This window comes from Pseudomonas sp. FW305-7, from assembly GCF_058786735.1.
This window is the reverse complement of the sequence record NZ_JBYSZA010000005.1, coordinates 172156-194395: the sequence shown is the minus strand read 5'-3', so window position 1 is coordinate 194395 and position 22240 is coordinate 172156. Positions and strand designations below refer to the sequence as shown.

Here is a 22240-nt window from a genome sequence, read left to right as displayed (position 1 = left end):
GGCTTTGAGAAGATGAGCGATAACATTGTTACTTCGGCTGCCGACACGCCAGCGGCCAAACCTTCGCGGCGCTGGCCTTTGCTGCTGGCCGGGTTGTGCCTGGTGGCCGGCGTGGCGGGTGGCTTTGGCTGGCTGCTGCTCAAGCCCAAGGCACCGCCGGCGGAATTGGCCAGCGACAAGCTTGGCCTGAGCCGTCCGGATGCGTTGCTCGAAACCCGCTCCCTGAGCCAGTTGCCCAAAGACCTGCTGACGGTGCCGTTCCTCAAGGCCACGCTCACCGAAGATTTCGTCTTCTATTACGAAACCCACGCCGACCGCCTGGGCCTGATCGGCAGTCTGCGCCGGATCATCTACGAGCATGATCTGAAGTTGCAGGACAGCCTGATCGAACAGCTTTTCGATCAACCCGCGGACGTTGCGCTGTGGCGCGGCGCTGATGGCCGCTTGAAGGATTTCCTGCTGGTGATGGATCGCGGCGGGCTGGCGAAACTGCTGGAGCCACTGGCGAAAGTCGCGCTGGATGACACGCAGCTTAGCCAGATGGGTGAACTCAAGGTCGGTGGCGATACCGTGCCCCTGTATCAACTGACCTACAACGCCAGCAAAGCCCTGTTGTTCGCCTCCCACGGCGACAAACTGGTGGTGCTGTCCAATCCGGCCAAGTATTACGACCCCGAAAGTGGCGTCTCCGAAGAGTCGGGCCATGTTTCGCCGCAAGCGCTGGCGGCCCTGCTCAACGGTGAAAAACTGTTCCCGGAAGCCTTCGGCCTGCCAGCAAAAACCCCTGAGACCAAACAGCGTCTCTCGGTCAACTCCAGCGTCCTCGCCATGGGTTATCAGCGCTTTATCCCGAACTTCGCCGGGCTGCGTTTCGACATGGACGACAAGGGCTGGCACAGCTACCTGGCCATGGACGAACTGGACAACCAGCCGGACTTCGATTTCAAACCGGTGTGGCAAGCGATGCCGCTGGGCGCCAGTGCTTGCGTGACCTTGCCGGTCGCGGCTGAACCGCAAAAGCCGTTGCTGGTGAAACTCGGCGCCGAAGAAGCCGTCGCGCAGACCCTCACCGAGCATGTGGCTGGTGCTGCGGGCCTGTGCTGGTACGCCGATTCACGTTTGTACACGCCATTGCTGGTCGCCAGTCTGAAGGACGAGGACAGCAGCAAACTCGACGGCGACCTCGGCAAACTGTTCGGCTCGATGGTCGGTGCATTCGAGTCCAACGTTGAAGAAAACGTCTTCCCGGTGGTCGAGAAACAACAAGGTCAGAGCCACGTCTGGCAGCGTCAGGTCAGCTCCAATTTCGGCCCCTATGCGGCGAAGACTGCCGAGAATCCGGACGCGATCAGCGGCAAGGCGTTCATGAAAGTCAGCCTCGCCCGCCACGGCTCGACACTGCTGTTTTCTCTCGACGACAAACTCGTCGACAAGGCTCTCGGCACGCTCGACAAACGCTTCCCGCCGATGGCCGACGTACTGCCCAAAGACGTGCTGATGCCGATCTACTTCGGCCCGGATTCGATGGCGCAACTGATGCAGCAGGAAACCCTCGACAGCCTGCCGCAGGACATGGAACCGGTGTTCTACAACGCCGCGCAAACCTACCTGATCCCGAAACTGCGCACCCTCGGTGGCTACGGCAAATATGCCCTGACCCTGCCCGAAGGCAGCGAGCCTGACGGCCACTGGCAGTGGTTGCCGCTGGAATGGAAAGCGCTGTGACGGCACTGATCCGCAGCCTCGGCCTGCTCGCGCTGTTGCTCAGCGCGGGTGCCCGAGCCGTCGAGGCGCCTGCACTGGATCCGGCGCAATCCCAAGTGTTCCGCGCTTGGTTCGTGCGCATCGCTCAGGAGCAACTGAGTCAAGGCCCGAGCCCGCGCTGGTATCAGCAGGACTGCGCCGGGCTGGTGCGTTTCGCCGCCAACGAAGCGCTGAAGGTTCACGACGACAAGTGGCTGCGCAGCAATGGCCTGTCCAATCGCTACCTGCCGCCAGAGCTGACGCTCAGCGATGAGCAGCGCAAGCTCGCCCAGCAATGGCAGCAGGGCGGCGGCAAGGTCGGGCCGTACGTCAACGCGATCAAACTGATTCAGTTCAACAGCCATCTGGTCAGCCGTGACGTGTCTCAGGCACGCCCCGGCGACCTGATGTTTTTCGATCAGGGCGACGACCAGCACCTGATGATCTGGATGGGCCGCTACATCGCCTATCACACCGGCACGACCACCCCCACTGACAACGGCATGCGTTCGGCAAGCCTGCAGCAACTCATGACATGGAAGGACACCCGATGGATACCCGACGCAGCCAACCCCAACTTCATCGGCGTCTATCGACTGAACTTTCTCTCCCAATGACCGGTGCCCGCATGCTGCGACTCTGCGCTCGAATTTCCCTGCTGCTGGCGCTGTTGTTGCCATTGGCGACCGTCAACGCTGAAGACTCGGTGGAGCCAAGCGGCTACACGCCGGTCTCCGGTGAAAGCTTCTTCCTGCTCGCCGACAGCAGTTTCGCCGCCGACGAACAGGCGATGGTGCGCCTTGAAGCGCCGGGCCGCGACTACCGCCGGTTCCGCATGGAACCGTACGGCGGCGCGGACATTCGCGTGTATCGCATCGACAAGCCGCTGGACTTCCTCAAGCGCCAGAAGAACCTGCACCGCGTGGTCAGTGACGGTCAGTTCAAGGGTGAAGGCCTGTCCAATACCCTCGCGTATCTGTGGGACAACTGGTACCGCAAATCCCGTCGGGTGATGCAGCGTGCGTTCTCCTACGAATCGCGCAAACAGGTCACCGAGGAAGTGCCGGAACTGAAGATGGGGAATGCCATCGCCGCGCCGACGCCGTACGACGCACAGCCGCAATTTGCGCTGATCCCGGGTCTGCCGGTGGTCAGCCAGTTCCGTTATCCGCTGTGGCAGGCCAAGCCGATTCAGCCGCCGGCCGGGGTCAATCTGGCCGGCTCTTCCAGCGACTTCGTCAGCGTCGCGCCGGGCAACGTCTACATCCCTCTGGGCAACCTGAAGCCGGGTCTGTATCTGGTCGAAGCACTGATCGGCAAGTACCGCGCGACCACCATGGTTTTCGTCTCCAACACCGTTGCCGTCAGCAAGATTGCCGGTGATGAGTTGCTGGTCTGGGCTGCGCGCAAACACGAAGGCAGTTCGGTGCCGAAGGTCAATGTGCTGTGGACCGATGGACTCGGCGTGATGAGCAGCGGCGCCACCGATGCCGATGGTTTGCTGCGCCTGAAACACGTCAGCCCTGAGCGTTCGTTTGTGATCGGCGAAGACGAAGAGGGCGGGGTGTTCGTCTCCGAGAACTTCTATTACGACAGCGAAATCTACGACACCAAACTCTATGCCTTCACCGACCGGCCGCTGTATCGCCCGGGCGATTGGGTGTCGCTGAAAATTGTCGGTCGCGAGTTCAAGAATGCACGGGATTCGGTGTTGCCGGGGGCGGCCGATGTCACTGTCAGCGTGCTGGATGCGACGGGTACCGAATTGCAGCGTCTCGATTTGAAACTCGATTCGAAGGCCGGCACTCAGGGCCGTTTCCAGTTGCCGGATAACGCCGTGGCCGGTGGTTACGAGATTCGTTTCAACTATAAGGATCAGGCCTACAGCAGCGCCTTCCGCGTTGCCGAGTACATCAAGCCGCACTTTGAAATTTCGCTGAATCTGGCCAAGCAGGAATACCGCACGGGCGAACCGGTCAAGGGCAGCCTGGTGCTGCTCTACCCAGACGGTAAACCGGTGGCCAACGCCAAGCTGACCCTGAGTCTGCGTGCCCAGCAATTGTCGATGGTCGACAACGAGCTGCAATACCTTGGGCAATTCCCGGTGGAACTGACCAGCACCGAACTGACCACCGACAGCAAGGGCAACGCGACCCTCGACCTGCCGGCGGCCGATAAACCGAGCCGCTACATGCTCACCGTGTTTGCCAGCGATGGCGCGGCTTATCGGGTCAAGACCACCAAGGAAATCCTCATCGACCGGGGCGCGGCAAGCTTCCGCTTGAGCGCGCCGCAACGCTTCAGTGCCGTCAATGACAAGGTTGCGTTCAGCTACGCCAACGAGGGCGGCACCGAGCAGAGCAAAGCGGTCACGCCGAGCAGTTACGCCTGGGTGCGTCTGGAAGACCAGAGCACCGGCGAGGGCAAGCTTGCGGCCAAGGACAAAGGTTTCAGCATTGCCTTCGAGCGTCCGGGTACTTACAACCTGACATTGAAGGATCAACACGGTCGCGTACTCGGTGCCACCGGCCACTCGGTCACTGGCGATGGCGTCAAAGCGGTGCCGGGCACCGTGGAAATCGTCCTCGACAAACCGGAGTACAAGTCCGGCGATGAAGCGCTGGCGTTGATCACCTTCCCGGAGCCAGTGAGCGATGCACTGCTGTCGCTGGAACGCGACAAGGTCGAAGCCACCGCGCTGCTGGCCAAGGGTGGCGACTGGCTGAAACTGGAAAAACTCAGCGACACCCAATACCGCGCGCGCATCCCGGTGAAGGACAACTTTGCGCCGAACCTGACCTTCTCCGTGCTGTACACCAAGGGTGGCCAGTACAGCTTCCAGAACGCCGGGATCAAGGTGATTGCCCCGCAAATCGACGTGGCGATCAGCACTGACAAAGCGGTTTATCTGCCGGGTGATACCGTCACCGTCGACCTGACCACGCAGTTCGCCGGCAAAGCGATACCGGCGCACCTGACCGTCAGCGTGGTCGATGAAATGGTCTACGCGCTGCAACCGGAAGTTGCGCCGACCATCGACCAGTTCTTCTACCACCCACGCCGCAACAACGTGCGTACCAGCGCCAGCCTGTCGTTCATCAGTTACGACGTCGCGTTGCCGGGCAGCCCCGGCGCGCCGGGCAAGGCCAACCGCAGCGAGCGCGGAGTGAAAGTGCTGGAGCGTCCGCGTCGCGAAGACGTCGACACCGCCGCATGGCAACCAGAGTTGTTGACCGGTGCTGACGGCAAAACCCGTTTCACCTTCAAGATGCCGGACTCGCTGACCCGCTGGCGCATCACCGCGCGGGCGATTGCCGATGACGGTCAGGTCGGGCAGAAGAAGCAATTCGTCCGCTCGGAAAAACCGCTGTACCTGAAGTGGAGCGGCCCGAGCAAATTCCGCAAGGGCGATCAGCCGCAACTCGGCGTGTTCGCGTTCAGCCAGGCCGAGAAACCGGTCAAGGCTGAACTCGTCACGCACTACGCGGGCGCCGAACAACGCCTGCCGGTGACCCTGAACAACGGCATCAACTACCTGCCGCTGCCGGCGTTTGCCTTGGCCTCCGGCGAGTGGACGGCGGAGCTGGTGCAGGACGGCAAAACTGCCGATGCCCTGGCTGTACGCCTGAGTGCGACGGGTGACGGCTGGCAAGTAACGCAGACCCAGAGCCTCGACGTGGCCAGCGGCGACACACCGCTAAGCCTGCCGACGGACGCCACTGACATTCGCCTGCGTCTGGATGACAGTCCGCAAGCGCTGTTCCGGTCCGCCCTCGATGATCTGCTCAGCTACCCGTACGGCGGCGTCGAGCAGACGGCCAGTCGTTTGTTGCCGTTGAGCATCGCTTATCCATCGCTGGCGTCGAACCCGCAAATCCGCGATCGCTTGCGTCTGATCATGCAGAACAGCCGTTTGCGTCTGGTGCAAATGGCCGGGCCGTCGGCGAGCTTCACCTGGTGGGGTTACGACGGTGAGCCTGACGCGTTCCTTACCGCGTACGCCTATTACGCCGACTGGAACGCCAGCCAGGTGCTGGAATTGACCCTGCCGCCGGAGCATTGGCAGCGGGTGCTGGAGGTCTATGCCAAGCAGGCGCCGAACACGCCGCTGCTGCAACGGGCGCTGATTCTGTCGTTCGCCAAGCAGATGCATCTGCCGGTGAACACGCTGCTCAGCGGTTTGATGGACGATCTGGCCAAGGCTGGTGAAGGCAACGCCGAAACCCTGATGGACGATGGCGGAGACAGTCTGGTGATGAGCGATCCGCAATCGGCACTCGGTCTGGCTGCGGCGCGAGTCTTGACCGCGTCGCTGGCCACGCAATCGAAAGTGGCATTGCCCGAAACGTTCAATCGTCAGGTAGGTGCGGCGCAACAACGTCTGTCGGTCAGCTCGCAGCCCTTCGCCGAGGCGCTGAATCTGTCGCTGCAACCGTTTGATCAGGCGCGTGCGACGGCATTGCTGCAACGTCTGCTGCCGCAGCAATCGACCCTTGAGCGGGCGCTGGCGCTGAGCTGGTTGCAACGCAGCATCGCGCAAGCGTCGCCGACCATCGCGCTGACCCCGGGAGAAGGCTGGAAGAAAAATTACGGCGCGACCGGCGAGATGTTCTGGACATGGCAGGGCGCGACGCCGGTGCCGAGCGTGTTGTCGGTGTCCGGCACTCAGGAGCGTCCGCTGCGCGCCGCGCTGAGCTTCCAGACCCAGCAACCGGCCGTCGATCCAATGGCCGTGACCATCACCCGGCGTCTGTCGCGGCTGGTGCCGGGCGACGAAGCGTTCACCTTCAAACTGGAGGCGGTCGGCACCAAGCCTCTGTCCAGCGACAGCCTGTATCTGGACGAAGTGATCCTCACCAGCAAAGCGCCGAAGCCGCTGCGCTACGGCATGCTCGAAGTGCCGCTGCCACCGGGTGCCGATGTCGAACGCACCACGTGGGGCATCAAGTTGCAGGGCAAGGACGGCACCGAGCCGACCGCGCTGGAAAAAGCGCGCTTCGAACCGGGGCAACTGGCTTACGCGGTGCCAGTGGATGCGCTGAGCGGTGAATTGCGTCTGCGTCATCTGGTGCGTTTCTCGCAGAAGGGGCAGTTCAACCTGCCGCCGGTGCGTTTCACCCAGGTCTACGCGCCGCAACATCAGGCTCAGGAAGCGAAAGCCGCCCTCGGTCAGGTCACGGTCAACTGACATGACCCGGCCGCTGTTGTGGCTGCTGTTATGGCTGATTCCTGCGCTGGCGACGGCGCAGGATGAGCTGTTGCGCGTGGCGTACAAGGGTGAGTTGTTGTCGTTGAGTCAAACGCAGCTGATTGCTCGCGAACCGTTACCGTCTTCGCTGGATGCACCGCTGGGCAGTCTGTGGAAGTTGTTCGTTTATGCGTGGCTGGTGGATACCGGTGCACGCGAACCGGCTTATGAATGTCGCGGGCAGTCGAAAGAGGAAGTCTACTGCTGCTCGGCGGGCGGCAAGATCGAGCGTGATCAGGCACTGGTGAAATCCTGCGGGTTGTACTTTGAACCGGCGCGATTGGGCATTTCTTCTGCCGATTGGCGCACGTATTGGCAGGCTCGGCAGGCGCCGTCGTGGTTGCTGGAATTGCCTTCCGTGCAGCCGGCCATGCGGGTTTCTGTGGCTGACTTGCTCAAGGTGTTGGCTTCGCTGCCAGCGCAGGAGCAGATGCGCCGGGTGTTGCTCGATGTGGTGCTGAACGCTGCCGACGGCAATGTCGTCGGTGAACTCGGCGGACGCCTGCGGGTGAAAACCTGGAGCTGGCTCGGCGATCAGGATCGGCATTCGCGGCAGGGTGGTTTTGCTGGTTGGACGGCTGATGGCTCGCCGCTTTGGGCTGGTGGACGCGGCACCAGTCAGATGGTTCTGCGTCATTACGGCCAGGCGTTGGCGACTGTGCTGCCAGCGGCATGGCCGGCGGAGGCGGGGCGCTGCGTCGAGGTCGGGCTGTTCTCGCGCTACCCCGTCACCCGGGTTCTGGCGGGTGACCGGGTCGTAACTTCCGGCCCGTTACAGGGCGACTACCGCGTTGAATTCGCCAACGGCAATGCGCTGGATATCCACAGCGCCGGCGAACTGTTTCTGCTCAACGACAAACTCGTCGCCAGACTGGATCGCGAAGAATACGTCGCCCGGGTGCTGGAGCGCGAAGCCAAACCCGAGCCGGCCGAAGCCGCTAAAGCTCTGGCCGTGGCGATCCGCACTTATCTGCTGCAAAACGCCACGCGCAACGGCGATTGCCTGAGCATCGATGACAGCAGCACCCGCCAGCGCGTCGCCCCACGTCCAGCTTCGACCGAGTCGCGCAATATCGCCGCTTGGACCGCCGATCTGGTCCTGGCCGGCAGCACCGTCACCTATCACTCCGATCAGCCCGGCCCGGACAAACTCGCCTGGCAACAAGCGGTCGAGCAAGCCAACGCCGGTCAGCGTTACGACGCGATTCTGCTGCACGCCTATCCGCGCGCCAGCCTCAGCCGCTGGGACAACCCGGTTGCCTCCTGCGAAGCGCTGCCCGCCGCGCAAGACTGGTTGCAAAAACAGCGACGCGGCTGGCGCCCGACGCTGGAAAGCGAAACCGGCTACAACGAAGTCAGCACATTCGCCGTGTGCAAACTCGCTTTCGGCCGCCCCTTCGTCGACCGCGAACGCCAGCGCATTTACGTGCGCGGCGTCCTGACGTTGCAGGATCGCCTCGACCTGACTCACGAATATCTGCACCTGGCCTTTGAGGCACATCCCAATGGCCAGGATGAAACCTACATTGAAGGGCTCGCCCGTCACCTCTTGCTGGAATAGGCCATGACACTCCGTTATCCACAGGTCTTGCTGCTGCTCTGCACGTTGACCGCGCTATCGCCGGCAATCGCCGCCGACAGCGTCAAACTCGACACCCCGATCGGCGGCTGGCGCAGCGGCGCCCCCGAAGGCGAGGGTGAAAGCTTCCGCCAGACCGTTAACTACCCGGCCTCGTCGGTAAATACCCCGGTCGGCCAGGCCAACACCGCCCGCATCAGCGGCGAAATCAAAGCCACGCCAAAGAGCCGCGAGCCCGGCCGCTTGATCGTCAACGGCGTCAGCATGCCGTTGAAAATCGACGACAGCGGGCGCTTCGACCGCCCGTTCTCCTTCCCAAACGGCAGCAACAGCGTCGAAGTGCGCAGCCCCGACGGCCAACAACGTCACCGCACTCAGTTCCTCAACACCAGCGGCGGCGCCACCCCGGCCAAGCTGCGCGTACTGCTGGCTTGGGACAGCGACGGCACCGACCTCGACCTGCACCTGATCACCCCCGACGGCGCGCACATCTGGTACGGCGACCGCACCGCCGCCAACGGCGCAGCGCTCGACGTTGACGTGACCACGGGTTACGGCCCGGAAATCTTCGCGATGCCGGCGCCGATCAAGGGGCAGTATCTGGTGTACGTAAACTACTTCGGCGGTGGTTATCGCAGCGATGAAGACGGCAGCGATGAAGCGGTGCAACCGCTGACCACCGCGCAAGTCACGGTGATCACGGAGGAAGGAACTCCAAGCGAGAAAATGGAGACCTTCCTGGTGCCGATGCGGGCGGTGGGGGAGTTGACCTTGGTGAAGTCCTTCAGCTACCCGTGAATCACCTAATCATTTAGGAAAAACACCGCACAGGGCATTGCCTTCGTAACCGTGAACAATCGGCCCCAGCACCATGAGTGGGCCGCAGGCGTAGAGCGGGGATGACACTGTTTGTTGCGTGTCGAGCAGAACGACTTCCCTGCCGAATTCGTCGCTGCCAAAGGATTGCTCGTAGTACGAACTGCACACCGGCAGCTTCAACGGCACCGGGATCACCAGCGCCCAGACCGTGATCCCGCACCATTCGCGGGTGGGAGTTGATGTTGCTGTTCGGGTGATTTGCGGGGTGATCGAGCGGTAACTTTGCGCTCTGTAGGCATCGGTTTTCAGTGTGACTTTTTCCGGGAGGGAGATGCCTACTCCGACGCATGCGGAAAGACAGAGGTACAGCGTTATTGCGGCGGCGGATTTCAGTTGTGAACTCAAAGTGCGGGGGATCAATTTCTAACTTCCTTGTGGAGTGATTCTCGGACTTATAGCTTGGCCAACTACGTTGGACGGCTACTTAAAGGGTTTCCAGCAAACCAATGGCAATGTGGTTGTCGAGTTGCTGGCGATGGCGCTTTTCAGGATTTCGGTTTCTGCTACGGACGCGCTACGCCAGCCCCAGATACAACGAACGCAACGTCTGCACCCGATTGCGTCCCTGATGCTTGGCGCCATAAAGCGCCTGATCCGCCTCAGAAAGCAGCCGCGACAGGTCGTAACCCGATTCATGGGTGGTGACCACGCCGATACTGACGCTGAGCAGACCCGGTTCCAGAATGGAGAGCCGGGCGAAGGCGTGGCGGACTCGCTCGGCAATCTCCAGCGCAGTCGGCTCATTGCATGCACCGAGCAGGCAGGCAAACTCCTCGCCGCCGATGCGCCCGAAAACATCCTCCTCACGCAGGCTATCCATCAGGACACCGCTGAACGCGATCAACGCCTGATCGCCGACAGGATGGCCGTAGGTGTCGTTCAAACGCTTGAAGTGATCCAGATCGCAAAGCAGCAACGCCGCCGGTTCGGCCCGCTGCTGACTGTCGTCCAGCAAGTGGGTGGCGTGCAGCATGAAGGCTCGACGATTGCCGATGCCGGTCAATGGATCGCTGAACGCCGCAGCCCTGAGTTTCAGCTCGGCGCGCTCTTTGACCATCGCCAGAGTGATGTAAGCGATGCCAATGACATACAACATCGACTCAAACAGCATGAACGAAAAGAACGGTACGCCTTCACCGTTGCCGAGCAAGGCTTTGGTCACCGGCAAGCCGTCATCGGTGGCACTGCGCACGGCGTAGAACACGGTATGCGAAACCGTCAGCAGCAACGCTGGCATGAATGCGACGTCCAGGCTGTGGCGGCTGCGCCAGAGTTCCAGCGTCGTCAATACGCCGTAACCGAATGCCAGCAGCGAATAGACCAACACACGGTTCGGCATCGAATGGTAGAAGGCCGGTATCAGACACATCAGCAGCCAGATCACGCAGCCAGCCAGAATCCCCGGCAAGCAAGGCTTGCGACCGACCAGTGTGCGCATGGCCGTCCAGTTGAACGCTGCACTGAGCAGCAGAACAACGTTGCCGAAAAGGATCGGAATGAAATCGGCGCCCCGATCACGCCAACTGACCAGCACCACACCCAGCGCCCCCAGCAACATCATGCCGCCGAGGTAGGCCAGTGAAGGTTCACGGGTTTCGCGATACCAGGCGTGCAGGGTCAGCAGTCCCATCAAAAAGAAGACGAAGACCGAAACGACCAGCAGGGTCGGGATATGCAGGACCATTCCATGGATTCCCGTGGGGCTCAATACCGGAATCCGGCCGGTGAAGGGGATGCGGGTAATTACAGAGGGGTGGTGATTGGGCCGGGATTTAGCACCGAGGCGGTGGAATTGGCAAGTGCTGGCTGCGCAGGGATTCACCGGAATCCCTCCAGGCTCAACCCTGTTTCCGCGTTTCACGGCGTGGTATCGGTACTGGAGATTTGGGGCATCAAGGAAACGCCGAAATGCTCGTCGCCTGGTCCTGACGCCGCATCGACACAACCTGCGGGCGTCACGCTGACGCTTACTGGCGTTGCGCCTCAAATACGGCTTAGAAATCTTCGGTCGTAACTGACGCATTGATATAAAAGAATGTTATTTCTGACCAAGATTCACGCCTGTTTACGGGCGTTTCTTCGGAGCCCATTCCTAACACATACCAAAGCTGCGTATTGTTATCACGATAAGAAAAAAATGATGAATCCCAGCCGCAACAGATATACCGCAGCTTGGGCATTGCGAAGCTGCCGCTCATGTAGCGTTCAGCCGCAAGTGCATCCGAGCCTTTGACGCGATATCGAGCATTGAGCGGTTTGCCCAACTGTTCGTTGTCTTGAGTACATTCCAGAAATTCGACGAAGGCAGGCTTGTCGCTGAGTTTCGCCAGAAAATCCCCACATTGCGGTCCGGCCATCGCGCTGCCAGCCAACAGGGATAAGCCAGCGAAGACAAGTCCGCTAATCAGTCTGCTCATGTAGTTATCCACGATAAGTGCGCCAACGTATTTTCCTCGTGCTTCTCTCATACGATCAGGCGGCGAGGCCATGTATTGGGCGCCTATTGATACAGCGTCACACTGCTCAAGTTATCAGGAAGATTATTTCAGACATTAAAAAGCCGGCTTGTGGCCGGCTTCTCGGGGACTGGCTTGGTTTATTTTTGGTAAACCGCGCCAGCCTTCAAAACGTACACCCGGATCTGCGTCCGGCTGTGGGACTTGGTCAGACGTTGGTCTGCCGCGTCGGGCGTCATCGCAGCCGCTGGGAGCGGGTCGATGCGCAAATGTGGGGCGCAGGATACTGAGTTTTGCCCGGGATTCCCAGCCTGAAGTGCGGTTTAGAGCGACTGCAGCGGTACAAATCAGGATTTTGTACTGTTTCTCAGGGCCTCTGCGCGGGCAAGTGCGCTCCCACAGGGTTCTATGTGAACCGGCGTCAGTCAAAACAACTCAGAGAAACGGCACCACTGGCCGGCGTTTGCTCAGGGTCGACCACCAGAATACCCAACCCAATATATGGATCCTTTGCTCTTCAATCTGCGCCGGGTGGAAGACTTCGTCCGGGTATTCGGCGTTGTTGTGGCTGCGCAGTCGCAGGCCGTTGCCGGGCATGCGGTGCAGGTATTTGATGCGCAGCATGCCGTCGTGTTCGATGGCGTAGATTTCGCCGTCAACGACTTGGGTCAGGCTGCGGTCGATGGCGACGATAGAGCCGTCTTCGATGCGTTCGGCCATGCTGTTGCCGATCATGTGCGCGCAGATGGCGTCGGCGGGGCGAATTTCCAGTTGATCCAGGTGCGCGCGTAGCAGGCGGATGGAGAAGTCCGGGTCCTGAATGACGTGGGTTTTGTCGGAGCCGTTGGCGAGGGGTGTTTCTTTGAAGAATGCCAGTTCGAGGTCGTTGGGGTGGATGAATCGATAGGCGCCCTGGGGATCTTGGGCGTCATAGCTGTCGCCGTTGCTGGCAGGCGGAGTCAGGCTCGGCACCTCTTTTGTGCCTTCGCCGGTTTTCAGCCATTCGCTGTTGACGGACAGCAGGCGTGAGACTTCTTCCATGCGATACGCCGGGACGCCCCGGGTGTACCAGTTGTGGACATTTTGGGCTTCCGTGCCCCAGAACTTTGCGAAACCCGTCGTCGAGATGTTCGCAGCTTCCAGGAGTGCCTTGAATCTTGGACCGCTAGTGTTCTTTCTCATAAACACGGAGTCTACGGCCGTGCCAGAGCAGTTTGAATAAACCGGGCGTTCAAAAATGGGCTGAATTTTGCGACGGGATGTAAGACGTCCTTGTGGGAAATTACACAGACTAAAACTTTTTTGTAGGCCTCCATAAACACTCTGTTTAAGGCGGTTTTTCCCGGGCACAAAAAACCCCGGATCAACCGGGGTTTTCTTCAAGCATCACGCATAGCGCAGGTGCTTAGCCTTTGTAGGCAGCAACCGACTTGGTGATCGCGTCGCGAGCGGCGTCTGCACCGGCCCAACCTTCGATCTTGACCCATTTGCCTTTTTCGAGATCTTTGTAGTTCGCGAAGAAGTGTTCGATCTGCTGAATCAGCAGTGGTGGCAGGTCGGTGTATTCCTTCACGTCGACGTACAGCTGGGACAGCTTGTCGTGTGGAACTGCGATGACTTTGGCATCGCCACCGCCGTCATCGGTCATGTTCAGGATGCCGACTGGACGTGCGCGGATGACCGAGCCTGGCGCAACCGGGTAAGGGGTCACAACCAGCACGTCGAGGGGATCACCGTCGTCAGCCAAGGTGTTCGGGATGTAACCGTAGTTGGCCGGGTAGAACATTGGGGTGGCCATGAAACGGTCAACGAACAGGCAATCGCTGTCTTTGTCGATTTCGTATTTGATCGGCGCGTGGTTGGCCGGGATCTCGATCGCGACGTAGATGTCGTTCGGCAGGTCTTTGCCAGCCGGAATCTTGCTGTAGCTCATTGGGCGTTGCCCCCGTAGTTGACCAAAAACACTTGGCCGGATTGACCAAAAAGTGGCGGCGATTATAGGCATATTCTGCCGGGCGCGCCATGTACCGAAAGTCGTGCAGAGCTTAGTCGTGCGCCTGATAGACCGGGTCCGTGGCCTGAAGTTGCCGCAGTCTGCCCAACGGATCCTGACGATAGAAAAGCTGCAGTTGCGCGTAGACCTGTGGATAAGCTTCGTCGAGCAGATCCGGGGCGCTGAAAAAGTACTCGCTGGTGACGGCGAAGAACTCGGCCGGGTTCTCGGCGGCATACGGGTCAATGGCCGTTTCGGCGTCAGGGTTGCGGTCGAGTTGATGGTTGAGGTCGTCGTAAGCCTTTTGCATCACCTCGGCCCAGTCGCTGACGCGCATGTCGGCGTGCAACGGCGGCAGGCCATTGGCGTCGCCGTTGAGCATGTCGAGTTTGTGCGCCAGTTCGTGAATCACCAGGTTGTAACCTTCCCAGCCACCACTGGCCATCACGCCGGGCCAGGCGAGGATGATCGGCCCCTGCTGCCAGGCTTCGCCGCTGTGTTCGCCATCCCATTCATGCTCGACGCCGCTGGCATCGCGATGGCGTTGCGGGCTGAGGAAGTCGTCGGGATAGAGGACGATTTCGTGGAAACCCTGATACCAGTTCAAATCACCGAGATTGAGCAGCGGTAATTGCGCTTGGGCGGCGAGCAGCAGGCGTTGTTCCTGATGCAGTTCGACGCCGGGCAGGGCGGTCAGGTGTTTGTCTTCGAGAAACAGCACACAGGCTTCGCGCAACCACTGGTCTTCGGCGGCGGTGATGCCGTCAAGAAAGCTCAGGTGATGGCGCACCCGTTGCCACATGTCATCGGCAATCGGGTGCTTCGCCAGAATGCGCCGGCGTCGCCAGGCGCTCAGCGACCACATCGGCTTAGTGCGATTGCGCTTTGGTGCCGCCGAAACGGCTACGCACGACGCCGATGATCATCGGCACCAGCGACAGCAGGATGATGCCCACCACTAGCAGCGACAGGTTCTTCTTGATGAACGGCACGTTGCCGAAGAAGTAACCCAGCGTCACCAGACCGCCGACCCACAGCACGGTACCGAAGACGCTGAAACCGAAGAAGCGTGGGTAGGGCATCTTTGCCACGCCGGCGACGAATGGCGCGAAGGTACGAATGATCGGCAGGAAGCGCGCCAGGGTCACGGTCTTGCCACCGTGCTTGTCGTAGAAGTCGTGGGTCTGTTGCAGGTAATCGCGGCGGAAGATTTTCGAGTTCGGGTTGCTGAACAGCCTTTCTCCGGCCGTTCTTCCAATCACGTAATTGGTGCTGTCGCCCAGGATTGCCGCCAGCATCAGCAGGCCGCCGAGCAGCACGGGGTCCATGCCTCCGCCCGCCGCAACGGCGCCGGCGATGAACAGCAGCGAATCGCCCGGCAGGAACGGCATCACCACCAGACCTGTCTCGCAGAAAATCACCAGGAACAGGATGGCGTAGATCCATGGCCCGTAATTGTTCACCAGCAAATCGAGGTAGACGTCGAGATGCAGGATAAGGTCGAGCGGGTTGAAATCCATGGAGGCACCTGTGGTGATGGCCCGACTCGGCAGGCCTGTGCGGATGACTTGGTGTAAGCCTACAACGGGGTGTAGTTTTTCTTACAAGCCGGAAAGATCGGGATTATACGGTCTGAAAGATGAAAAGCGCGTTGGTTTTGTAGCGGGGGATGTCGTGGTGTGAGGATTTGTCAGGGAAGCATGGATTGTCGTGCCGAGCGCTTTGTTGTGGTGATGGAGCTTGCTCCCGCTGGAGGGCGCAGCACTCCCGAACCGGCAGGCATGCGGTGAGCCTGCAGGATCGAGGTGTTGGGGCTTGGGGCTGCTTTGCAGCCTGGCGGGAGCAAGCTCCCTCGCCACAGGAACTGCCCACAAATATGCCGTTGATGCAGGTGTTCAGAGCTCTTCGCTGATCGGCAGCACGTAGTTTTTGAACTCGGTGTCTTCCTTGAATCCGATCGATTCATAGGTTTTCTGCGCCACCTCGTTATCGGCACTGGTGGACACGCGCATGCGCACGGCCTGGGTTTCCTTGGCCATTTTTTTTGCGGTGCGGATCAGGTTATCGGCGACCAATTGGCGGCGGGCATCTTCGGCGACGTAAATGTCATTGAGGATCCACACGCGCTTGAGCGACAGCGAGGAAAAGCTTGGATACAGCTGACAGAAACCCATCAGTTTTTTGTCGTCATCATCGGCCAAGGCCAGATAGATCACCGATTCCTTGCGGCGCAGGCGTTTTTCGAGAAACGCGCGGGAGGAATCCGGATAAGGCAGGGAACCGTAGAACTCGCGATATTTGACGAACAACGGAGTCAACAAATCCAGATGTTCGAGGGTCGCTTGAATAATCCGCATGATAGGTCTCGTCTTCAAGTGGCTGTCTTCAACTGCTCTGACGGCGATGGGAAACCCTGGCGGCCGTGTATCGATCCTGCCTGAAACCTGCGCAGAAACGCAATGCGGAAACGGTTCAGGTTGGGGGCGGACCGAGTAGGAAGTTTCCTTTCATGTCTGCACCGGCGTCCGCTTCCAGCGTCTGAACCTGCGCCTCGTCCTTCAGATTGACCCCCGACAGCTGCCGCCGGCAGGCCTCGCGCATCAGGTACAGCAAGCGATGCGCCGCCATCCCGTAGCTCAAGCCCTCCAGCCGCACGTTGGAAATGCAATTGCGGTAGGCATCGGTCAGTCCGATTTTTGGATTGTAGGTGAAATATAAACCGAGGCTGTCCGGCGAACTGAGGCCCGGGCGCTCACCGATCAGCATCACGACCATTTTTGCGCCGAGCAGTTGACCAATTTCATCACCGACGGCGACCCGCCCCTGTTCCACCAGAACGACGGGGGCAATGGACCAGTTGTCAGCACTCATCTGCTCTTCCAGGCGTGTGAGAAACGGCAATGTATGCCGATGCACAGCCAGTGCCGACAGGCCGTCAGCCACGACAATCGCCAGGTCAACGCCGCCGGGATGCGCTTGCGCGTAATCGCGCAGGGTTTGCGCCGAGTCATCGCTGAGCTTGCGCCCCAGATCCGGGCGTTGCAGGTAGCTGTTGCGATCGGTCGCCGCGCTGTGCAGCAACAGGCTCTCGCGCCCGCGCTCGCTGAGTTGCGCGCTGAGTCCGGCGTGATCAAACGGCAGATGCACCGCATCTCGCGCTTGCGCGTGAGCAAACTGAAAATCCAGCTGGGCACTGGTCGGCAGGCTGGTGCCGGTACGGCCGAGGGCGATGCGTGCCGGGGTCAGCCGGCGCAGTTCCAGCCATGGGTTTTGCGGGTCGACAGGCGGTTTTTCCATAAGACTCATCCCAGTTGCGCCAAGGCCTGGCGAAAGGCCGGCGGCAGGTTATTGCCGAAATGCACCTTGCCATCCGCTTGGGTGAAGATGCCCATCCTGGCCAGCCATTGTTCAAACTCCGGCGCCGGTTTCAGACCCAGGGTCTGGCGCGCGTAGAGCGCGTCGTGGAACGAAGTGGTCTGGTAATTGAGCATGATGTCGTCGGAGCCGGGGATGCCCATGATGAAGTTGATCCCGGCGACACCGAGCAGGGTCAGCAGGGTGTCCATATCGTCTTGATCGGCTTCGGCGTGGTTGGTGTAGCAGATGTCGCAGCCCATCGGCACGCCGAGCAGCTTGCCGCAGAAGTGGTCTTCGAGGCCGGCGCGGATGATCTGTTTGCCGTTGTAGAGGTATTCCGGGCCGATAAATCCTACGACTGTGTTCACCAGAAACGGCTTGAAATGTCGCGCCACGGCGTAGGCCCGTGTCTCGCAGGTCTGTTGATCGACGCCGTGGTGGGCGTTGGCTGACAGGGCGCTGCCCTGACCGGTTTCGAAATACATCAGGTTTTGCCCGAGGGTGCCGCGATTCAGGCTCAGCCCGGCGTCGTAGCCTTCCTGCAAGACATTCAAGTTAATGCCGAAACTGGCGTTGGCCGCTTCGGTGCCGGCGATGGACTGGAACACCAAGTCCAGTGGCACCCCACGGTTGATTGCCTCGATCGAGGTGGTGACGTGGGTCAGCACGCAAGCCTGGGTCGGGATGTCGTAGCGCTGGATGATCGCGTCGAGCATTTCCAGCATCGCGCAGATCGAGGCAATGCTGTCGGTGGCCGGGTTGATGCCGATCATGGCGTCGCCGTTGCCGTATAGCAGGCCGTCGAGAATGCTTGCGGCAATACCGGACGGCTCGTCGGTCGGGTGATTGGGTTGCAGGCGGGTCGACAGACGCCCGCGCAGGCCGAGGGTGCCGCGAAATTTCGTCACCACGCGAATTTTCTGCGCGACCAGCACCAGATCCTGCACGCGCATGATCTTCGACACCGCCGCGACCATTTCCGGGGTCAGTCCGGGGGCGAGGGAACGCAGGCTGGTTTCATCGGCGGCGTCACTGAGCAGCCAGTCGCGAAAACCGCCGACGGTGAGGTGGTTGACCACGGCAAAGGCCTGTTTGTCGTGGGTGTCGATGATCAGCCGGGTGACTTCATCGGACTCGTAAGGAATCAGCGCTTCCTGCAAAAAATGCGTCAGCGGGATGTCGGCCAGCGCCATTTGTGCGGCCACGCGTTCGCCGTCATTGAGCGCGGCGACGCCGGCCAGGAAATCCCCGGAGCGCGCCGGGCTGGCCTTGGCCATGACGTCCTTGAGGCTGTCGAAGCGATAGGTCTGGGCGCCGACGGAATGGGCAAATGCGGCCATGGGGCGGTGTCCTCTTGATTCTGTGGATAACTCAGTTCCTTGTGGGAGCGGACTCCGTCGTGAGGGGATTTATCCCCGATGGGGCGCGCAGCGGCCGCAAACCCTGAGATCGCGGAGTATCAGCTACACAGCGATAAATGGGTTTACGACTGCTTCGCAGCCGATCGGGGATAAATCCCCTCGCCACAGGTTCATCTCCCGCACAAGGGAGGTGTATGCACTTCTATATAGCGGGCACCGGGTTCGAAGCCCGGTGCCGGTGCAACTAAATACCTTCGAGCATAGCGTCTGCCGGCGCTTCGGCGCGTTGTTTGGCGGTCAGCTGGAAGTACAGATAACCAGCGGCCATGAAGCCCAGGAACACGCAACCGATCAGCGTGTTGAACCACGCCATCGCCACCAGACACACCAGCGCCAGAAACAGCGCAATCGCTGGCACCACCGGGTAGCCCGGAGCGCGGAAGGTGCGCTCCAGGTTCGGCTCGGTTTTACGCAGTTTGAACAGGCTGAGCATGCTGATGATGTACATCACGATCGCGCCGAACACCGACATGGTGATCATCGCAGCGGTCAGCGTCATGCCTTGCAGATTGACCAGACCGTCGCTGTAGATCGCCGCAATGCCGATCACGCCGCCGGCCAGAATAGCCCGGTGTGGCGTTTGAAAGCGTGAGAGCTTGGCCAGACTTTTCGGCAGATAACCGGCGCGAGCGAGGGCGAAGAACTGTCGCGAGTAGCCAAGAATGATGCCGTGGAAACTCGCCACCAGCCCGAACAGGCCGATCCACACCAGCATGTGCATCCACGTCGAGTTGTTGCCAACCACGGCTTTCATCGCCTGTGGCAGTGGATCGTTGATGTTCGACAGTTGGCGCCAGTCGCCGACACCGCCGGCCATCACCATCACGCCGATGGCGAGGAACACCAGGGTCAGAATCCCGCTGACATAGGCCTTGGGAATTGTGCGTTTCGGGTCTTTGGCTTCTTCGGCGGCCATGGCCGCGCCTTCGATGGCAAGGAAGAACCAGATCGCAAACGGTATCGCCGCAAAGATCCCGGGGATCGAGCCCATGGTGAATTCGTTCGAACCCGACCAGCCGTTAAGCACGAAGTTACTGAAGCTGAAGCCCGGCGCAACCACGCCCATGAACACCAGCAATTCGGCGACGGCCAGTACGGTGACCACCAGTTCAAAAGTCGCAGCAATGCTGACGCCTAGAATATTCAGGGTCATGAACACGAAATACGCGCCAACCGCCGCGATCTTCGGATCAAGCTCCGGGTACTGCACATTCAGATAGGCGCCGATGGCCATGGCAATCGCCGGTGGCGCAAAGACGAACTCGATCAGCGTGGCGATCCCGGCGATCAGTCCGCCCTTCTCGCCGAACGCCCGACGGCTGTAGGCAAACGGCCCGCCGGCATGTGGGATTGCTGTAGTCAGTTCGGTGAAGCTGAAAATGAAGCAGGTGTACATCGTCGCGACCATCAGCGCCGTGACCAGAAAACCCAGAGTGCCTGCGGTGCCCCAGCCATAACTCCAGCCGAAGTATTCGCCGGAGATCACCAGGCCGACGGCAATGCCCCAGAGGTGCAGGGTGCCAAGTGTGGGTTTGAGCTGTGTGGTGGAAGTCATAAATCCTCGCTGTCTTTTTTATTGTTTGATCTGTTGGACTTTCGGGTGTGGCGGTTGAAGTGGATAGGTGCTGTTCACGCAGCGGCGGTTTCAGTGCAAATCCTGAATGACGGGTACGCAAGTGCCGTGCCAGAGCGGCCAGCTCATTGGTGGTGTGTCAGTCAGGGCGCCATCGCTGGCAAGCCAGCTCCCACAGTGATCTGAGTCGAACTCAAAAAGTGGATTCACCCACAACCCTGTGGGAGCCAGCTCTCACAGTGATCTGAGTCGAACTCAAAAAGTGGATTCACCCACAATCCTGTGGGAGCTGGCTTGCCAGCGATGGCGGTCGAATGGGCGACACCGAAACATCAGTGTCGCCCCATGTTTTTAGAAGAAGCCCAACGGATTGATGTCGTAGCTCACCAGCAGGTTTTTGGTCTGCTGATAGTGATCGAGCATCATCTTGTGCGTCTCACGGCCGACGCCGGACTTCTTGTATCCGCCGAACGCGGCATGCGCCGGGTACAGGTGGTAGCAGTTGGTCCATACACGACCGGCCTTGATGGCGCGGCCCATGCGGTAGGCGCGGTTGATGTCGCGGGTCCACAGCCCGGCACCAAGGCCAAACTCGGTGTCGTTGGCAATGGCCAGCGCTTCGGCTTCGTCCTTGAAGGTGGTGATGCTCACCACCGGGCCGAAGATTTCTTCCTGGAACACACGCATTTTGTTCGTGCCCTTGAGCAGGGTCGGCTGGATGTAATAGCCGGTCGACAGACTGCCCTCGAGTTTTTCCACCTTGCCGCCGGTCAGTAGCTCGGCACCTTCGCCCTTGGCGATTTCCAGGTACGAAAGGATTTTGTCGAATTGCTGTTCCGACGCCTGGGCGCCGACCATGGTGTCGGTGTCCAGCGGGTCGCCACGTTTGATCTGCAGGACTTTCTTCATCACAACTTGCATGAATTCGTCGTAGATCGACTCCTGCACCAGCGCGCGGGACGGGCAGGTGCAGACTTCGCCCTGGTTGAAGAACGCGAGCACCAGACCTTCAGCGGCTTTCTCAATGAAAGTCGGCTCGGCCTGCATGATGTCTTCGAAGAAGATGTTCGGCGATTTGCCACCCAGCTCAACGGTGGACGGAATAATGTTCTCGGCAGCGCATTTCATGATGTGCGAGCCGACCGGGGTCGAGCCGGTGAAGGCGATCTTGGCAATGCGTTTGCTGGTCGCCAGCGCTTCGCCGGCTTCTTTGCCGTAGCCCTGAACAATGTTCAGCACGCCCGGTGGCAGCAGGTCGCCGATCAGTTCCAGCAACACGGTGATGCCCAGCGGGGTTTGCTCGGCTGGTTTGAGTACTACGCAGTTACCGGCAGCCAGTGCCGGAGCGAGTTTCCACGCGGCCATCAGAATCGGGAAGTTCCACGGGATGATCTGGCCGACCACGCCCAGTGGTTCATGAATGTGATAGGCCACGGTGTTGCCGTCGATTTCGGCAGCACTGCCTTCCTGGGCGCGCAGGCAGCCAGCGAAGTAGCGGAAATGGTCGGCGGCCAGCGGGATGTCGGCGTTAAGGGTTTCGCGGATGGCTTTGCCGTTGTCCCAGGTTTCGGTGATCGCCAGCAGCTCGAGGTTCTGTTCGATACGGTCGGCGATTTTCAGCAGGATCAGCGAGCGCGCCTGCACGGAGGTCGCGCCCCAGGCATCGGCAGCGGCGTGGGCGGCGTCCAGTGCCTTGTCGATGTCTTCGGCAGTGGAGCGGGGGAATTCGGCAATCGGTTGGCCATTCACTGGCGAGGTGTTGGTGAAGTACTGACCTTTGACAGGCGCGACGAACTCGCCGCCGATGTAGTTACCGTACTTGCTCTTGAACGAGACTTTGGCGCCTTCAGTACCGGGGTGAGCGTAACGCATGATGATGTTCTCCTTGGCTTTGTACTTATTAGAGAAACGCGCAAGTGCGCTTGCTATAAGCGTAGAGCAAAGGTCGGGCCACTGCCGTGCAGCTCAAGTAAATCAAGGCGTTGCGGGGT

17 protein-coding genes are annotated in these 22240 nt (G+C 60.3%); 5 read left to right on the top strand and 12 right to left on the bottom strand.

Translation table 11 applies throughout. The features are described from left to right. Positions 1-12 precede the first annotated feature (12 nt). The 5 genes from AC3WMT_RS09395 to AC3WMT_RS09375 are packed head-to-tail and all read left to right on the top strand — an operon-like array spanning position 13 to position 9368. Positions 13-1725, top strand: coding sequence for a DUF2138 domain-containing protein (locus AC3WMT_RS09395; protein ID WP_103303776.1), 1713 nt, complete (start codon positions 13-15; stop codon positions 1723-1725). Next, positions 1710-2360, top strand: coding sequence for a DUF1175 domain-containing protein (locus AC3WMT_RS09390; RefSeq protein WP_064589422.1), 651 nt, complete (start codon positions 1710-1712; stop codon positions 2358-2360). The genes AC3WMT_RS09395 and AC3WMT_RS09390 overlap by 16 nt, the downstream gene beginning before the upstream one ends. Continuing rightward, the gene (locus tag AC3WMT_RS09385; protein WP_103303719.1) at positions 2357-6931 is read left to right on the top strand and encodes an alpha-2-macroglobulin family protein; all 4575 of its coding nucleotides are present in this window, start codon (positions 2357-2359) and stop codon (positions 6929-6931) included. The genes AC3WMT_RS09390 and AC3WMT_RS09385 overlap by 4 nt, the downstream gene beginning before the upstream one ends. Before the next feature lies 1 nt (position 6932). Next, positions 6933-8552 (top strand): DUF2300 domain-containing protein, encoded by a 1620-nt coding sequence (locus AC3WMT_RS09380; RefSeq protein WP_103303718.1) that lies wholly within the window; start codon positions 6933-6935, stop codon positions 8550-8552. 3 nt (positions 8553-8555) lie between these two features. Further along, positions 8556-9368 (top strand): YfaP family protein, encoded by an 813-nt coding sequence (locus tag AC3WMT_RS09375; protein ID WP_103303717.1) that lies wholly within the window; start codon positions 8556-8558, stop codon positions 9366-9368. A gap of 9 nt (positions 9369-9377) precedes the next feature. On the opposite strand, the gene AC3WMT_RS09370 is transcribed toward AC3WMT_RS09375, so the two are convergent. The 12 genes from AC3WMT_RS09370 to exaC form a co-directional block, all read right to left on the bottom strand. Beyond that, positions 9378-9809, bottom strand: coding sequence for a hypothetical protein (locus tag AC3WMT_RS09370; protein ID WP_103303716.1), 432 nt, complete (start codon positions 9807-9809; stop codon positions 9378-9380). Between the two features lie 154 nt (positions 9810-9963). After that, positions 9964-11133, bottom strand: coding sequence for a GGDEF domain-containing protein (locus tag AC3WMT_RS09365; protein ID WP_103303715.1), 1170 nt, complete (start codon positions 11131-11133; stop codon positions 9964-9966). Positions 11134-11443: 310 nt separating this feature from the next. Further along, the gene (locus tag AC3WMT_RS09360) at positions 11444-11866 is read right to left on the bottom strand and encodes a DUF4952 domain-containing protein (RefSeq protein WP_103303714.1); all 423 of its coding nucleotides are present in this window, start codon (positions 11864-11866) and stop codon (positions 11444-11446) included. Positions 11867-12340: 474 nt separating this feature from the next. Beyond that, the gene (locus tag AC3WMT_RS09355; RefSeq protein ID WP_103303713.1) at positions 12341-13087 is read right to left on the bottom strand and encodes a S24 family peptidase; all 747 of its coding nucleotides are present in this window, start codon (positions 13085-13087) and stop codon (positions 12341-12343) included. 223 nt (positions 13088-13310) lie between these two features. Further along, on the bottom strand, positions 13311-13838 hold the full coding sequence (ppa, locus tag AC3WMT_RS09350; protein ID WP_008052339.1) for an inorganic diphosphatase: 528 nt from the start codon (positions 13836-13838) through the stop codon (positions 13311-13313). Between the two features lie 112 nt (positions 13839-13950). Beyond that, entirely contained in the window at positions 13951-14763 is an 813-nt protein-coding gene (locus AC3WMT_RS09345) for a M90 family metallopeptidase (RefSeq protein ID WP_103303712.1), read from the bottom strand. A 4-nt stretch (positions 14764-14767) separates the two neighbouring features. Beyond that, positions 14768-15418: a DedA family protein gene (locus AC3WMT_RS09340; protein WP_103303711.1), complete on the bottom strand. Its 651-nt coding sequence runs from the start codon at positions 15416-15418 to the stop codon at positions 14768-14770. Positions 15419-15793: 375 nt separating this feature from the next. After that, positions 15794-16255, bottom strand: coding sequence for a GNAT family N-acetyltransferase (locus AC3WMT_RS09335; protein WP_074691599.1), 462 nt, complete (start codon positions 16253-16255; stop codon positions 15794-15796). Positions 16256-16370: 115 nt separating this feature from the next. Continuing rightward, entirely contained in the window at positions 16371-17195 is an 825-nt protein-coding gene (eutC, locus tag AC3WMT_RS09330; RefSeq protein ID WP_103303710.1) for an ethanolamine ammonia-lyase subunit EutC, read from the bottom strand. Positions 17196-17200: 5 nt separating this feature from the next. Then, complete coding sequence (locus tag AC3WMT_RS09325) at positions 17201-18595, bottom strand: ethanolamine ammonia-lyase subunit EutB (RefSeq protein WP_103303709.1); 1395 nt, start codon at positions 18593-18595, stop codon at positions 17201-17203. A gap of 265 nt (positions 18596-18860) precedes the next feature. Next, the gene (gene eat, locus AC3WMT_RS09320; RefSeq protein WP_103303708.1) at positions 18861-20231 is read right to left on the bottom strand and encodes an ethanolamine permease; all 1371 of its coding nucleotides are present in this window, start codon (positions 20229-20231) and stop codon (positions 18861-18863) included. Between the two features lie 369 nt (positions 20232-20600). Next, entirely contained in the window at positions 20601-22121 is a 1521-nt protein-coding gene (exaC, locus tag AC3WMT_RS09315) for an acetaldehyde dehydrogenase ExaC (protein WP_103303707.1), read from the bottom strand. Positions 22122-22240 lie beyond the last annotated feature (119 nt).

Coding starts and splice junctions, on each gene's coding strand:
- AC3WMT_RS09335 (WP_074691599.1), bottom strand. CDS start 16,255: ATGCGGATTATTCAAGCGACCCTCGAACATCTGGATTTGTTGACTCCG.
- AC3WMT_RS09345 (WP_103303712.1), bottom strand. CDS start 14,763: ATGTGGTCGCTGAGCGCCTGGCGACGCCGGCGCATTCTGGCGAAGCAC.
- AC3WMT_RS09355 (WP_103303713.1), bottom strand. CDS start 13,087: ATGAGAAAGAACACTAGCGGTCCAAGATTCAAGGCACTCCTGGAAGCT.
- eutC (WP_103303710.1), bottom strand. CDS start 17,195: ATGGAAAAACCGCCTGTCGACCCGCAAAACCCATGGCTGGAACTGCGC.
- AC3WMT_RS09325 (WP_103303709.1), bottom strand. CDS start 18,595: ATGGCCGCATTTGCCCATTCCGTCGGCGCCCAGACCTATCGCTTCGAC.
- AC3WMT_RS09340 (WP_103303711.1), bottom strand. CDS start 15,418: ATGGATTTCAACCCGCTCGACCTTATCCTGCATCTCGACGTCTACCTC.
- AC3WMT_RS09360 (WP_103303714.1), bottom strand. CDS start 11,866: ATGAGCAGACTGATTAGCGGACTTGTCTTCGCTGGCTTATCCCTGTTG.
- eat (WP_103303708.1), bottom strand. CDS start 20,231: ATGACTTCCACCACACAGCTCAAACCCACACTTGGCACCCTGCACCTC.
- exaC (WP_103303707.1), bottom strand. CDS start 22,121: ATGCGTTACGCTCACCCCGGTACTGAAGGCGCCAAAGTCTCGTTCAAG.
- ppa (WP_008052339.1), bottom strand. CDS start 13,838: ATGAGCTACAGCAAGATTCCGGCTGGCAAAGACCTGCCGAACGACATC.
- AC3WMT_RS09385 (WP_103303719.1), top strand. CDS start 2,357: ATGACCGGTGCCCGCATGCTGCGACTCTGCGCTCGAATTTCCCTGCTG.
- AC3WMT_RS09395 (WP_103303776.1), top strand. CDS start 13: ATGAGCGATAACATTGTTACTTCGGCTGCCGACACGCCAGCGGCCAAA.
- AC3WMT_RS09375 (WP_103303717.1), top strand. CDS start 8,556: ATGACACTCCGTTATCCACAGGTCTTGCTGCTGCTCTGCACGTTGACC.
- AC3WMT_RS09365 (WP_103303715.1), bottom strand. CDS start 11,133: ATGGTCCTGCATATCCCGACCCTGCTGGTCGTTTCGGTCTTCGTCTTC.
- AC3WMT_RS09390 (WP_064589422.1), top strand. CDS start 1,710: ATGGAAAGCGCTGTGACGGCACTGATCCGCAGCCTCGGCCTGCTCGCG.
- AC3WMT_RS09380 (WP_103303718.1), top strand. CDS start 6,933: ATGACCCGGCCGCTGTTGTGGCTGCTGTTATGGCTGATTCCTGCGCTG.